At 30.2% G+C, this 14,509-nt stretch carries 16 protein-coding genes; 11 read left to right on the top strand and 5 right to left on the bottom strand.

The features are described from left to right. Positions 1–20: 20 nt before the first annotated feature. Together XO10_RS08680 and XO10_RS08675 are read right to left on the bottom strand one after the other, a co-directional pair. Positions 21–566, bottom strand: coding sequence for a macro domain-containing protein (locus XO10_RS08680; RefSeq protein ID WP_175421403.1), 546 nt, complete (start codon positions 564–566; stop codon positions 21–23). A 199-nt stretch (positions 567–765) separates the two neighbouring features. After that, entirely contained in the window at positions 766–2,037 is a 1,272-nt protein-coding gene (locus XO10_RS08675) for an SLC13 family permease (RefSeq protein WP_014297203.1), read from the bottom strand. Positions 2,038–2,274: 237 nt separating this feature from the next. Here XO10_RS08675 and XO10_RS08670 point away from each other — a divergent pair, with 237 nt between their 5' ends. From XO10_RS08670 to XO10_RS08645, 6 genes are read left to right on the top strand one after another with little or no spacing between them, the layout of a single operon-like run. Next, on the top strand, positions 2,275–4,773 hold the full coding sequence (locus XO10_RS08670) for an ATP-dependent Clp protease ATP-binding subunit (RefSeq protein WP_175418493.1): 2,499 nt from the start codon (positions 2,275–2,277) through the stop codon (positions 4,771–4,773). Beyond that, positions 4,773–6,128 carry a DNA repair protein RadA gene (radA, locus tag XO10_RS08665; RefSeq protein ID WP_014297201.1) on the top strand — a complete coding sequence of 452 codons (1,356 nt, stop codon included), beginning with the start codon at positions 4,773–4,775 and terminating at the stop codon, positions 6,126–6,128. The genes XO10_RS08670 and radA overlap by 1 nt, the downstream gene beginning before the upstream one ends. A 13-nt stretch (positions 6,129–6,141) precedes the next feature. Further along, the gene (gene disA, locus XO10_RS08660) at positions 6,142–7,239 is read left to right on the top strand and encodes a DNA integrity scanning diadenylate cyclase DisA (protein ID WP_014297200.1); all 1,098 of its coding nucleotides are present in this window, start codon (positions 6,142–6,144) and stop codon (positions 7,237–7,239) included. Continuing rightward, the gene (gene smpB / locus XO10_RS08655) at positions 7,236–7,685 is read left to right on the top strand and encodes an SsrA-binding protein SmpB (protein ID WP_014297199.1); all 450 of its coding nucleotides are present in this window, start codon (positions 7,236–7,238) and stop codon (positions 7,683–7,685) included. Before disA ends, smpB begins: the two co-directional genes overlap by 4 nt. A gap of 11 nt (positions 7,686–7,696) precedes the next feature. Next, a complete protein-coding gene (locus XO10_RS08650; protein WP_175421402.1) occupies positions 7,697–8,626 on the top strand; it encodes an ABC transporter ATP-binding protein in 930 nt (309 codons plus the stop codon). After that, positions 8,626–9,303, top strand: coding sequence for a pseudouridine synthase (locus XO10_RS08645; RefSeq protein WP_014297197.1), 678 nt, complete (start codon positions 8,626–8,628; stop codon positions 9,301–9,303). The genes XO10_RS08650 and XO10_RS08645 overlap by 1 nt, the downstream gene beginning before the upstream one ends. Here XO10_RS08645 and XO10_RS08640 read toward each other — a convergent pair. Together XO10_RS08640 and XO10_RS08635 are read right to left on the bottom strand one after the other, a co-directional pair. After that, on the bottom strand, positions 9,259–9,759 hold the full coding sequence (locus XO10_RS08640) for a prepilin peptidase (RefSeq protein ID WP_156865427.1): 501 nt from the start codon (positions 9,757–9,759) through the stop codon (positions 9,259–9,261). The two genes, XO10_RS08645 and XO10_RS08640, sit on opposite strands and share 45 nt — an antisense overlap. After that, complete coding sequence (locus XO10_RS08635; protein WP_075780712.1) at positions 9,734–10,807, bottom strand: lipopolysaccharide assembly protein LapB; 1,074 nt, start codon at positions 10,805–10,807, stop codon at positions 9,734–9,736. The genes XO10_RS08640 and XO10_RS08635 overlap by 26 nt, the downstream gene beginning before the upstream one ends. A 166-nt stretch (positions 10,808–10,973) precedes the next feature. Between XO10_RS08635 and XO10_RS08630 the strand changes: the two genes are divergently transcribed. The 3 genes from XO10_RS08630 to XO10_RS08620 all read left to right on the top strand — a co-directional run bounded on the left by XO10_RS08630 (position 10,974) and on the right by XO10_RS08620 (position 12,487). After that, the gene (locus tag XO10_RS08630) at positions 10,974–11,738 is read left to right on the top strand and encodes a metallophosphoesterase (protein ID WP_014297194.1); all 765 of its coding nucleotides are present in this window, start codon (positions 10,974–10,976) and stop codon (positions 11,736–11,738) included. A gap of 106 nt (positions 11,739–11,844) precedes the next feature. Continuing rightward, positions 11,845–12,060, top strand: a complete 216-nt coding sequence (rpmE, locus tag XO10_RS08625) for a 50S ribosomal protein L31 (RefSeq protein ID WP_014297193.1) — start codon at positions 11,845–11,847, stop codon at positions 12,058–12,060. Positions 12,061–12,121: 61 nt separating this feature from the next. Next, a complete protein-coding gene (locus tag XO10_RS08620) occupies positions 12,122–12,487 on the top strand; it encodes a S1 RNA-binding domain-containing protein (protein ID WP_014297192.1) in 366 nt (121 codons plus the stop codon). Between the two features lie 60 nt (positions 12,488–12,547). Here XO10_RS08620 and XO10_RS08615 read toward each other — a convergent pair whose 3' ends face one another. Continuing rightward, on the bottom strand, positions 12,548–12,775 hold the full coding sequence (locus XO10_RS08615; RefSeq protein WP_014297191.1) for an FmdB family zinc ribbon protein: 228 nt from the start codon (positions 12,773–12,775) through the stop codon (positions 12,548–12,550). A gap of 219 nt (positions 12,776–12,994) precedes the next feature. Between XO10_RS08615 and secG the strand changes: the two genes are divergently transcribed. Beyond that, the gene (secG, locus tag XO10_RS10735) at positions 12,995–13,234 is read left to right on the top strand and encodes a preprotein translocase subunit SecG (protein ID WP_014297190.1); all 240 of its coding nucleotides are present in this window, start codon (positions 12,995–12,997) and stop codon (positions 13,232–13,234) included. Positions 13,235–13,241: 7 nt separating this feature from the next. Further along, on the top strand, positions 13,242–14,432 hold the full coding sequence (gene tyrS, locus XO10_RS08605; RefSeq protein WP_014297189.1) for a tyrosine--tRNA ligase: 1,191 nt from the start codon (positions 13,242–13,244) through the stop codon (positions 14,430–14,432). Positions 14,433–14,509: the final 77 nt, after the last annotated feature.

The raw sequence follows: 14,509 nt of genomic DNA, 5'->3' as shown, positions 1-14,509 counted from the left end.
ACCTCCAGATACTATACATATTAAAATATTTTAGAAAATCGTTGAGCCCTTGTGGCATCTATAAAGCAAAAACGGATTAAATTTGGTTGGTTAAATTCCTTTGAAAAATCTTCAATAGCCTTTTTATAAACATCGCAGGCTTTATCAAAAGGATATCCAAAAATACCTGAACTTATCGCAGGAAATGATATGGATTTTATATTTAACTCATTGGCTTTTTTTAACGAATTATATATTGCATTATATAATAATTCTTCTTCATTTTCATTGCCGCCATGCCATACCGGTCCAACAGCATGAATTACATATTTTGCCTTTAAATTACCACCTGAAGTTACTCCAACATTTCCAGTTTTAATTATACCATTCTTTTTTACCAATTCATCGCTTTCTTTTTGAATAATATATCCTCCTGCTCTCACAATTGCTGCTGCAACCCCGCCACCATGTGAAAGATAAGAATTAGCTGCATTAACAATTGCATCTACATCTTCTTTTGTTAAATCACCAACAACAATCTGAAATTGAATACTATTTATTTTTTTCTCAAAGATAACTTTATTCATACTTATCACTCCCATAACAAGAGTTATATTAATTATACATATATAGAATAAAAGTTATTTTACTAAAATATTATATCATAGAAAAATGAACTAAACAAAAAAGCCAACCCTGAGGTTGACTTTAATTAATTTTTGAAGATTAGCAATCAAGGTTTGAGTGTTTTTAATTATTGGACAACCTAATTCATTTTTATAATATTTAAAAGAAAAATATTAAATATGCTGTTCCGAGGATTAAAGGTATCAAAACTGGAAGCACAGACATTTTCATATATTCGGCAAAGGTTATGGTTTTCTGGTAGTTTTTTTCTAATAATGAAACACCTACAAGATTTTGTACTGCTCCAAGCGGTGTTAGGTTTGTTCCAAGGTTTGCCCCTATTGCATATGCATACCACAAATCAAATGGCGCTCCATTCATTACAAGTAATTTTATAACAGGTGCCATAATTAATGTCCCTGGAACTGCACTTAAAAACGGAATAGTAAACGCTGAAATCCATGCTATAACTATCATTAATACTTTTGGTGTTCCCATTAACGGATCAAATAAATGTGCAATTGCCTGAGTAACACCAATCTCTTCAAGAGAATAAGCTATAGTAAATAATCCTGCATAAAAGAACATTGTGTCCCAATCTAAATCTTTTGACATACTTTCAAAATCTTTTTGTGTTAATAACATCAATGTCAATGCACCAATAACAGCAATTAATGCAAGATCTATATTTATAGCTGAGTGAAACATAAACCCTGCCAGAACTATTGCAAAAACAATAATCCCCTTATACATTAATGATTTATTTTCAATTGCTTTTGTAGGATCAATAGTTGAAAGTTTTTCTTTTAATCTCTGATTATACACCTTTGAATCCACTTTATTTGTAACCTTAAATATAAATAATACACTTAAGAACGAAATAGCTGTTATTGGAAGCATTTTACCTAAAAACGTGGCGAAATCCAATTCACCAATTGATCCAAGAACAATATTTAAAGGACTACCTATCAATGTGCTCATACCGCCAATATTATCTATATAAATGGATAACATTAAAAATGGTATGGGATTAACTTCTAAAGTATCAGCAATCAAGAAGATAATTGGAGCCATAAGCATAATGGTTATAAGATTATCAAGAAAAGCAGAAAATAAAGCTATAACAAGCATAATAAGAAAAATAACAACCCAGAATTTATACCTGCTCATTTTTATGGCATTAATTGCAACAAATGTAAAAAAACCACTTTCTTTTAAAATTTCTACAATAATCATCATACCAAGTAAAATACCAAGTGTTTCAAAACTAACTATGTTACCAACATTTTCAAATTCAAGTCCTTCAACAGGTTTTAATATAAATAATAATGTTCCAAAGAAAAAAGTAATAATGGATTTTTTTACATTTCTTGCAAAAATAATAAAATAATACGCCACAATAGTGATTCCCAAGACCAAGAGCTCTGACATCATATCGCCTCCAATTGATAGAATAGTCTATCGTAATTAAACTCCTTTATTTTAAAATATACTTGAAATATTTTTTAAGGTTTAAAAACGTTTTTATAAGTAGAATTGGATAAATTTTATCATATATTATTTTTTTTGATATTTTTGTATGTTAAACACAAATTTTACTGAAAGAACTTCATAATTTTCATAAAATGTGTTAGAATTAATAGTGATTCGCAAAACGGAGGTGATAATATGTTTGATAATTTTACAGATAGAGCTGCAAAAGTATTTATCGAAGCACAAAACGAAGCAAGATTTATGGGGCATCCATACGTTGGAACTGAACACTTATTACTTGGTTTATTAAAAGTTGGAGGAAAATACCTTTCTCAAATATTCTCATATTATAATCTTACATATGGAAAAATCAAAGCTGAAATAACCAATATTGTAGGTGTAAATGCAACACATAACATTGTTGGTGCTTCACCGCAACCAACACCAAGGGCAAAAAGAATTATTGAATTAGCATATGACGAATCAGAAATTTTAGGAACAACTCAAATTGATGCCGAACATTTATTACTTGGCATTTGCAGGGAAGGCGAAGGTATTGCCGCACATGTTTTAAGAAGAATAGGTATAAACCTTGTTGAAATGAGGAAAAAACTCGCTGATCTCATGATGAATAAAGAAAAAAGCGAGGAAACAGATATTACAATGTTTGAAGAAGAAAATGAAGAAAGGATAAGACAAAAACAAAATGCTATAAAGCAACTGGAAGGATATGGCTCTGATCTTACTGAAAAAGCTGCTAAAAATCTGCTCGATCCTATTATAGGAAGAGAAGTTGAAATTAGAAGAGTTATGGAAATTCTTGCAAGAAGAAAAAAGAATAATCCTGTTTTAATCGGTGAAGCAGGAGTTGGTAAAAGTGCTATAGTTGAAGGTTTAGCAGAAAGAATTGTAAAAGGTGATGTTCCAGAAGTATTAAAAAACAAAAGTATTTTCTCGCTTGATTTAACTTCACTTGTTGCTGGAACAAAGTATCGTGGCGAATTTGAAAAGAGAATGAAGAAATTAATGCAAATTCTCGAAAAAAATAAAGACATAATATTGTTTATAGATGAATTGCACATGATAGTTGAAGCTGGAGCTGCAGAAGGATCTTCAATGGACGCTGCAAATGTTTTAAAACCAGCTTTAGCAAGTGGAGATATAACTATAATCGGTGCAACCACACCTTCAGAGTATAGAAAATTTATAGAAAAAGATCCTGCATTGGAAAGAAGATTCCAGAAAATATATGTAAATGAACCAACATATGAAGAAGCAATTGAAATCTTAAAAGGAATAAAATCAAAATACGAAGAACATCATAAGGTAAAATATACAAATGAAGCAATTGAAGCTGCTGTAAATCTTTCACTAAGGTATATTACAGATAGATTTTTACCGGATAAAGCTGTTGATTTAATAGATGAAGCTGGTGCACGATCCAGATTAAATGCTTTAACATTACCAGCAAATCTTAAAAAGATGCTAAATAAAATTTCTGAGCTTGAAAACAAAAAAGATTATTACGCTCAAAATGATGAGTATGACAAAATAGAAGAAATAAAAACAGAATTGGTAAAATTAAAATCAAAATACAAAAAGAAATATAAAGAATGGCGCGAAAAAGCCGAAAAGGAAATTATAGAAATCACAGATGAACATATATCTGAAGTTGTTTCTGATTGGACTGGCGTTCCACTTAAAAAGCTTGAAATGTCTGAAATGGAAAGATTGCTTAATCTTGAAGCTGTATTACACGAAAGAGTTATTGGTCAGGATGATGCAATAAAAGCCGTTTCCAAGGCAATTAGAAGAGCAAGAAGCGGAATTAAAGATCCAAAAAGACCAACAGGAGTATTTTTATTCCTTGGACCAACAGGAGTTGGTAAAACAGAATTGGCAAAAACAATTGCTGAATATCTTTTCGGAGATGAAAAGGCACTTGTTAGAATTGATATGTCTGAATACATGGAAAAATTCAATGTTTCAAGACTTGTTGGAGCACCTCCAGGATATGTTGGATATGAAGAAGGAGGTCAGCTTACAGAGGCTGTAAGAAGAAGACCATATTCTGTAATACTTCTTGACGAAATAGAAAAGGCACATCCTGATGTATATAACTTATTATTACAGATAATGGATGATGGAAGATTAACTGATTCACAGGGAAGAATTGTGGACTTTAGAAACTCTATAATTATCATGACAAGTAATCTTGGAAGTGAATCAATTAATAAATCAAAACGTTCAATGGGATTTGTCGATGAAGAATCAGAAGAGAAAAAATACAAAGAAATAAAACTATCTGTAATGGAAGAAGTTAGAAAAGCCTTTAAACCTGAATTCTTAAACAGACTTGATGAAACAGTAGTATTCCATCCATTAACCAAAGAACATATGAAAGAAATTATAAAAATTCAATTAAATGATCTTGAAAAAAGACTTAAAGAAAAGGACTTACACATTAAAATAAAAGATTCAGCTGTAGAATTATTAATTGAAAAAGGATTCGATCCTATCTTTGGCGCAAGACCTCTAAAAAGAGCCATTCAAAGATATCTTGAAGATCCGCTTTCAGAAGAAATATTAAGAGGAAGATTTAAAGAAGGAGACAAAATAATAATAGATACTAAAAACGGCGAAATACACTTTAAAAAAGGACGAAGTTCTAAACCAAAACAGAAGGTGTCATAATGAGTAAAAAGAGACAAAATTACTTTGTTTGTTCTAATTGTGGATACGAATCAACAAAATGGTTTGCAAAATGTCCTTCATGTAATGAATGGAATACCGCGGTAGAATTTACCGCGGATCTTTTTGATGATAAAGCAAACATAAACATAAAAACAGAACCAACAGAATTGCTATTTTTAGACGATGAAATAAACGAACCGGAAAAATTAAAAACAGGATTCAAAGAATTAGACGAAGTCTTAAATGGCGGTTTTGTTGAAAGTGGTGTGTATCTATTAGCCGGTGAACCTGGCATAGGAAAAAGCACTTTACTTACACAAATATCCTCATCTGTTGGTAGTGAAAATATGGTAATATACGTTTCCGGAGAAGAATCTGCAGAACAGGTATTTCAGCGATTTAAACGACTGGGAATAAAAAAAGATGGAAGTAAAATTGGCTTAATCTTTGAAAATTCACTTGAACGGATAATATCTGTAATTGAAAAATTAGAAGAAAAACCAACTATGTTAATAATAGATTCAATACAAACATTAAAATCAGAAAATTTTTCTTCTTTTGCCGGGAGTATTCTTCAGGTAAAAGAAGTTACACGTTATTTATCCGAATATTGTAAAAAGAAGGGCATCACGCTTATAATAGTGGGCCATGTAACAAAAGGCGGCATTATCGCCGGACCAAAGGTTTTAGAACATATGGTTGATGCTGTTTTACAATTTGAACTGGAAAAAACTTCTGGTTTAAGAATGCTTAGAATTTTAAAAAACAGATATGGTCCCACTGACGAACTATTAATGTTTGAAATGACACAAAAAGGATTAATTCCAATATCTGAATATACAAATTATTTTCTTAAAGATTATAAAACTGCTTCTGGAAATGTTTTGACAATTGTAAAGGAAGGAAGCAAATTAATTCCAATAGAAATACAGGCACTGGTTAGCAAACCTGTATATGGAAACCCAAGGCGTGTAACCTCAGGTGCCCCTTTAGATAGACTACTAATGATTATAGCAGTTTTAAGCAAGAGATTGAGGCTTCCAATTGAATCAAAAGATATATTTTTAAGTACATCGGGAGGATTTAAAATTTCCGATACTTCAAGTGATTTAGCAATTGCATACGCATTGCTTTCTTCGCTATTTGATATATCAACTGGCGGTTCTATTGTTGTAATGGGAGAAATAGGACTTGATGGAAATATAAGAAATATAAACAATCTTGAAAAAAGAATTGAATTTTCAAAAAAATTAGGAATTGATTATATTGTAATACCAAATTCTAAGAAGATTAAAAATAATGAACACATAAAAATTTCAAATCTCAGTGAATTAGTAAAAAGATTCTTTGCATAAGGCAGGTGATATAATGACTCCAAAAAACGACATTACAGACATACTTTCATTACTTGCTCCTGGTAAAAAATTAAGGGATGGAATAGACCTTATAATTTCAGCTAATTTAGGAGCCCTAATTTTCTTAACTGATAATGCAGAAGAACATTTAAGCAAAGGATTAATCCAGCTTGGTTTTGTTATAGATACAGAATTTGAGCCGGAGAGAATGTATGAACTTGCAAAAATGGATGGAGCAATTGTTTTAAATAAAGATGCCACAAAAATCTTATATGCAAATGCTCAATTAAATCCTTCAAGTAATATTCCGAGTTTTCAAACTGGCATGAGGCATAGAACGGCAGAAAGAATGGCAAAACAAACAGATGAAATACTCATAGCAGTTTCAAAAAGAAGAAATCAGGTTTCAATATATTACGGTACAAACAGCAGGGTACTATATCCAGAAACTATAATCCTTCCTCGTTTAAACCAGGAAATAGCCGTTGCACAAAGATATAAGCAAAGCTTCTTTGAATTGCTTTCAGAAATTAATATTGCAGAAATGGAAAACAGGGTAATATTATCCACAGTTGTTGAAGCAATATCAAAAGGATTCATGACATTAAAAGTAGCTCAAAAAGCAGAAAAATACCTTCTCGAACTTGGAGAAGCTGCAGAAAGTTCAAAATTGGAAATAAATGAAATATATAGAATCACTCCAAGATATCTTGGAGCATTAATTATGGATTATTCAAAAGATCTTCTCGATTTCCAATATCCCCAGGAAGCTTTAAAATTATTTGACGGATTTAAAACAGAAGAATTTTTAAATATGAAACTAATCTCTCAAAAACTTGGGTATGATATAGAAACAGAAAATGACCTTGAAGAATTCTTTGTAACTCCAAGAGGATTTAGACTATTATATTCAACGAGAATACCTTCAATTATTGTAAGAAATGTTGTTGAAACATTCAAAAATCTCGAAACATTAATGAAAGCAAACATGGATGAATTAATAAACGTTCCGGGTATAGGTAAAAAACGCGCTGAAAGAATTAATAGAGCCATAAGAAGGAAAAATGAATTCTCAGAAAAATTAAGCTCAGAAATGGAGGATCATAAATGAAAATAGTCGCCAATAACAAACAGGCAACCTTTCAATATCATATTCTTGAAAAATATGAAGCGGGAATAGAACTTTTGGGTTCAGAAGTGAAATCCATTAGAGATGGAAGAGTAAATTTAAAAGATGCTTTTTGCAAAATAGAAAAAGGGGAAATTTTCTTATACAACGCTCATATTAGTCAATATAAAAACGCTTCTGTTTTCAATCACGATCCAGAAAGGCCAAGAAGATTGCTTATGCATAAATATGAAATATTAAAACTGGATCAAAAAGTTAAAGAAAAAGGATTAACAATAATTCCTCTAAAGATGTATATTAATAGCAAAGGGCTTGTAAAGGTAGAAATAGCTCTCGTTAAAGGTAAAAAATTATATGACAAGAGAGAAGATATTGCAAAACGCGATCTTGAAAGAAGATTAAGAAAGAATTTAAAATACGACATGTGAGGTAATAAAGTATGGAAAAAGCCATTGAAATGAAAAACGTAACAAGAAAATTTGGAGATGTGATTGCTCTTAACAATATAAACTTTACAGTTGACGAACAAAAAATTGTCGGATTATTAGGACCAAACGGTGCAGGAAAATCCACTTTAATGAAAATCATCTCTACATTAATATTACCTTCATCAGGAAGCGTTAAAGCATTTGGATATGATGTTGTAAAAGAAAAGGATAAAGTAAGAAAAATTATTAGCCTTGTATCAGACTACACAGTTCTTGAAGATGAGCTTACACCATATGAAAATTTAATTTTATTTGGAAAAATAAGCAATGTAAGAGACGATTTAAAATCACGAGCAATTGAATTACTGGAAGATTTTGGACTTTCAATATATAAAAACAGACTCACAAAAAATCTTTCATCTGGAAATAAACAAAAATTAAATATAGCCCGTTCTTTAATAAAAAATCCAAAATTACTTCTTTTAGATGAACCAACTATAGCTATAGACGTTGAAACATCTCGATTTATAAGAGAATATATATTGGATGAAAATATTAAAAACAAAAAGACAATACTCATTTCTTCGCATTATATGTGGGAAGTTGAGCAAATAGCTTCAGAAGTTGCTATTATTGTTGATGGAAAAATCGTTGAATACGATAAAATGATAAACCTCATGAAAAAATTTGAAGACAAACTCTCTATTATAGAAATAGAGCTGGAATCTCAGGAATACTTGAAGGATATTGAAGAACTTAAAAATAATGAAAATATACTTGGATTAAAAATTATTTCCTCAACCACAGCAATTATAGAAACCACCTTAAAAATAAATGAATTTGAAAAATTATTAAAAGATAAAAATATTAAATGTTCCTTCAGGCAGATGAAAATATCCCTGGAAGACGTATATTCATCAGTAACAAAAGGAAGATTTTAATGGAGAGATTGGATAAATTCCTTGCAAATGCAAAGGTTGGGACACGTTCTGAAGTAAAAAAAATTATTAAAGCCGGTGTTGTAAAAGTAAACGGTAAAACAATAAAAAAGCCCGAATTTAAAGTCTCAGAAAACGATGAAATAACGGTCAATAACAAAAAAATAATACCACACAAAAACATTTATATTATAATCAACAAACCAAAAGGCTACCTTTCAGCAACATACGATAAAAAAGACAAATACGTCCTTCAATTAATAAACCATCCATATAAAAATGAATTAAAAATAGCAGGAAGACTTGATAAAGATGCACATGGTCTATTAATACTTACCAATGACGGTGAATATATACATAAAATTATTTCTCCCAAAAAAGACATTTACAAAACCTATGAAGTAATAGTAAAAGGAGAGATTACTGAAGAAAAATTGGAAAAATTAAAAAAAGGAATCAAATTAAAGGATTTTACCACAAAACCTGCAATAATAGAAAAGGTAGAAAACCAAAAAATTACAATTAAAATCTCCGAAGGAAAATTTCATCAGGTAAAACGTATGATGAAAGCTGTTGGACTTGAAGTAATTGATCTCAAAAGAATTGCTATAGGAAATATAACCTTACCAGAAAACTTAAATGATGGAGAATGGATAGAACTTATTAATAATAAGATATAATGCGGTTCCTATGGATACAAAATATCCATATGGAACCTTTTCTTTTCCCTTTTTTAATTGATAAAATAACGCTATCAACAAGGAAATCAACATAATATCAAAAACCGATTCGCCAAAACACATCCCAATTCCTGCAAGCAGTATTTGATCACCTTTCCCTAACTTTCCTTTTCTAACAAATATCCATAATGTCAAATACAAATATATGGCAACGAAGATATTTTTCGCTGAAAAGCTAAAAATAACACCTAAAAATAAAATTGCATAATTTAAAATATCCGGTATTAAAAACGTATTAAAGTCTATAATTCCTATCATCATTATTATAATATAAACAAAAAAATCCATTGAAAGTCCATATAATAAAAGAACAAAAAGAGCTCCCGATAAAATCGGGAGTAAGTATAAATTATTAATTTTATTTTCATCTTTAATCCTGTAAAATATCTCTTTCATTACCTTCAAGCAACTCCTCCAGAATATTTTTCATACCATAATAATACCATGGATACTTTTCCTTCATTTCCCTAATAAGCAATTTTGCCTCTTCTTTTTTCCCAGTTTTTAACATCGGTATAGCCAATAAAATTCTAAAATGTTCATAATCTTTATTTTTATCAAGGAACTTATTAATAAACTTCTCAACATTTTCATACTTTCCATTCTGGAACATTACCTTTGCCCAGATTTCAACATCACTCACATATTCAGGCTGGGAATTTGCAATCTCTTCCTGCAATTCATCAGCTTCAATAGTTCTTTCAAGTTTTCTATAAATATCTATTAACTCATATTTTGCCAGAATACTCTTTGGATATTTATTTAAAAATTTCTCCAATATTCTTGCAGCTTTCTTAAAATTCTTTGATTGCCTATATGCATCAGCAATCATAAAATATGTTACCGTATTTTCTGGCATTAACTCAACTTCTTTTAACCAGATCTCTGCGGCTTTTTCATATTCTCCAAGATTAAAATATGTTTCTCCCAATTCTGACAATGCTGCTATATTCCATGGATCCTGTTTAACAGCCAATTCCAAATATTTCTTTCCTTCTTCAAGATTACCCTCTTCAACAAGTACCGAACCCAAAATTTCATATGCTGGTGTATAATTTGGATCGATCTCAATCATAAACTTGACAATTTCCTTTAATTCATCGAAATTGTGATGGTCTGCATAATCAAGAATTATATCATAAAGTTCATTAAGCGTGGCATGATTAAAATCAGAAGGTTTTAAATCAAATTCTTTTAAATAAGCAAGAAATTCGGAGAAAATGAAAGGCTGGGTAACAAAATTTGAAGAAATTCCAGGAATATTATCAGCAAGTATTTTTATCTTCTTTGCTTCGTTCATTAACTTCTTATTCGACTTTAAGTCTGCCATTAACAAATCTAAATCTCCTTCATACATAACTTCTGCGAGCATTACAGGAAAAACTGTATCTGTATTTATTTCAATCTTTTCTCCATCTAAATCTAAAATTGTCACTGTGTCCATAACTATCTCCCCCTATATTTAATATTGTCGTAATTTTATTTTATCATTTTTAACATAAAATAATAAACAGGATATTGTGCAATCATTATCAATCATCTCATCTTAGAATTGAATATTTATGATTATCAAAACAAATTTAAGATGTATCTACGGAAAGGAGCAAAACATGAAGAATTTTAAAGCTTTTATCTCATTAATTATAATTATATCAATATACTCAATAATAATAGAACCATTTTCTTTGCAAAAAAGCTATCTCAGCATTGACATTCCTGAATATAATGGAAATATAAAAATAATACATATTACCGATCTGCATATGTATAAATACATATTTTTTCATGACAAGATTTTAAATGAAATAAAAAAAGAAAATCCTGACTTAATATTATATACCGGAGACTCTATAATAAAAAATACAGAACAAAAAGACTTAACCCTCTTTTTCAAATTGCTAGGTGAAATTGCACCTGTTTATTTAATATATGGAAATTGGGATTACTATGATATAAATAAAGTAAATAATGCCTACAACAACAAAAACATTCACATAATAAATGACAATACCACTATACTTAAAATAAAAGAATTAAATCTAAAATTAATAGGGCTTCCTATATATAAACAAATAACCAGAATCGACACAACACCGGCAAGCTACACAATAACCCTCGAACATATCCCAGACACAATATTTTATAACAAAGAAGTCTTTGATCAATCAAATCTCATCCTTGCCGGTCATACACATGGCGGACAGATATACATTCCTTATTTAACAAAAAAAATACTAAAAAAATATGCCTTTTATTTAAGAGGAAAAAAAGAACTTGATAAAGATAAAATCATGTATATAAACAGAGGCCTTGGAGCATGGTTTAATATAAGACTTTTCTCATCACCAGAAATACTGGTAATAGAATTACATTAAAATTTAATACAATTGTTTATTAAAATATAAATACTTCCTTGACTAAGAAAGGAGAATATGTTATAATTTGCTCAGACAAAAAAATTATAATATAGAGGTGAATAACATGAAAAAAGGGATACACCCAGAAATGAAGCTTATTACTGTAAAATGTGCATGTGGTGCAGAACATCAACTTTACAGTACAGAAGATAATTTCCGTGTTGATGTTTGTTCACACTGTCACCCATTCTACCTTGGTGAAACAAGTTCACAAATCATCGACACAGAAGGTAGAGTACAGAAGTTTAAGAATAAGTATGCTAAATTCCTTAACTCATAAGTGGGAGGTTAACCTCCCATATTAATCATTTATAAATCACTTTATTATGGAGGTAGTATTTGTGACTAAAAGTACGGCATTTGGGGAAACTGTGAAAGTAACGGTAAAAGACATTAAAAAATTCGGAGCTTTTGTTACATTAGAATCTGGTGAAGAAGGATTTATTCACATTTCTAAAATTTCAAATGACTACGTAAAGAACATCTCAGACTTTTTAAAGGTTGGACAGGAACTCGAAGGAAAAATTATCGGAAAAACAAAAGACGGAAAAGTTGAACTCTCCTTAAAAACTGAAGATGCTCAGGAAGAAAAGAAAGATGAAGAATTCGAAAAGAAACTTTCAAGATTCTTAAAAGACAGCGACAGGAAACTTTCTGAGTATTCAAGAAGACTTGATAAGAAAAGAGGTGGCAAGGGGAGAAGATAATAAAACAAAATTATTGGGGGATTAAAAAACGGTCCAGATTTATCTGGACCGTTTTGTTTATTACTTACTATTACTACCAGTTGTCGATGTCGTAGATTTAGAAGTTGAAGATGACTTTGAATCATTTATATAAAAACCGCTTCCTTTAAATGCAATACCCACTCTTCCTATACCTTTTTTAGCAACTCCACCGCATTTTTCACAAAAAACTTCAGGAGTTTCATTCATTCCATGCATTACAGTAAATTCATGACCGCATTCCTGACAAACATATCTATAAATTGGCATCTTTTCACCCCCGTTCTAAAATTATTTATTATGATTTCAAGTGAATTTTAACAATATTATATTTATATAATATGTCACATCTTTTAAAATCAAAAAAAATTTTATCCACCTCTTTCAGAAAAAATCATATCAATTAACTGAAATTTAATTTTAACTTGAATTAAATAGAGATTTAGTGTATAATATTTTTTGAGAATACGAAAAAAGGAGGAATTTTTTGTGTCAGCATTAACAGTATTAGCCATTATAGTACATATAGTTTTATCCATTGCTTTAATCTATTTTGCATTACACAGAATGCAGAAAAATGCCGAACTTGGTGGAGCATTTGGTTCAGGTGCAGCTCATACAATGTTCGGTAGAGAAAAAGGATTTGATCCAGCTGCAAAAATGGCATTATGGACAGGAGTATTGTTTATGATTTCTTCATTTATAGTTACTGCACTTCTTGCGAGGTGATTAAGTAGTGGACGTAGAAAAGCAGCTTGAGATAATAAAAAGAAACACAGTTGATTTAATCAATGAAGAGGAATTAAAGGAAAGACTTAAAGAAAAAAGTAAATTAAGAATTAAATTAGGAGTAGATCCATCAAGGCCGGATCTACATCTTGGTCATGCTGTAGTATTAAAAAAATTAAGAGAATTTCAGGATTTAGGCCATCAAGTTGTACTTATCATTGGTGACTTCACTGCAAGAATTGGTGATCCTTCAGGAAGATCAAAAACAAGACCTATGCTCACCCTTGAAGAAGTAAAGAAAAATGCAGAATCCTATCAAAAACAGGCATTTAAAATCTTAGACAAAGAAAAAACAGAGGTTAGATATAATGGTGAATGGTTTGACAAAATGACATTCCACGATGTAGTTAAACTTTCCTCACATTACACCGTTGCAAGAATGCTTGAAAGAGATGATTTTGCCAAACGTCTTGCAAACAATGAACCTATTAGCGTATCTGAATTTTTATATCCTCTTGCTCAGGCATATGATTCAGTAATGGTTGAGTCTGACATTGAAATAGGGGGAACTGATCAATTATTTAATTTATTGGTTGGAAGAAAAATTCAGGAAGCATATGGCCAGAAATCACAAATTGTATTAACAATGCCTATAATTGAGGGAACAGATGGCCATCTAAAAATGAGTAAATCATATGATAATTACATTGCATTTGAAGATGAACCATTTGATATGTATGGAAAAGTAATGTCTATTCCTGACACATTAATATTGAAGTATATGAGACTTGCCACAGATGTTCCAGAAAACGAAATAAAAGAATATGAAAAACAAATGAAAGAAAATTCCGTAAATCCAAGAGACATAAAAATGAAACTCGCATATGAAATTGTAAAATTCTTCCATGGAAAAGAAAAGGCGGAATATGCTCAAAATGAATTTGTAAAAGTTTTCCAAAAAAAGGATATTCCCGATGAAATGGAAGAATTAACAGTTGAAAAAGAAATAACAGCTATTGATTTATTAATGAAAACGAATTCAATTTCAAGTAAAAGTGAAGCAAAAAGATTAATAAAGCAGGGTGGAGTTAGAATAAATAAAACGAAAATCAATGATCCTTTCCAATTATTGGAAATTAAAGACAATGACATTCTAAGAATTGGAAAAAGAAGGTTTTTTAACCTCAAAACAAAGTAAAAAATTAAAGAAATTTATAGTATAATATAAATAGTGTGTATTAACAACTATTTAAAATTCAAAAATTTAAAAGAGGG

This window comes from Marinitoga sp. 1135, assembly GCF_013363245.1.
In the GTDB taxonomy this organism is placed as follows: domain Bacteria; phylum Thermotogota; class Thermotogae; order Petrotogales; family Petrotogaceae; genus Marinitoga; species Marinitoga piezophila.
This window is presented reverse-complemented; position numbering and strand designations above follow the sequence as displayed.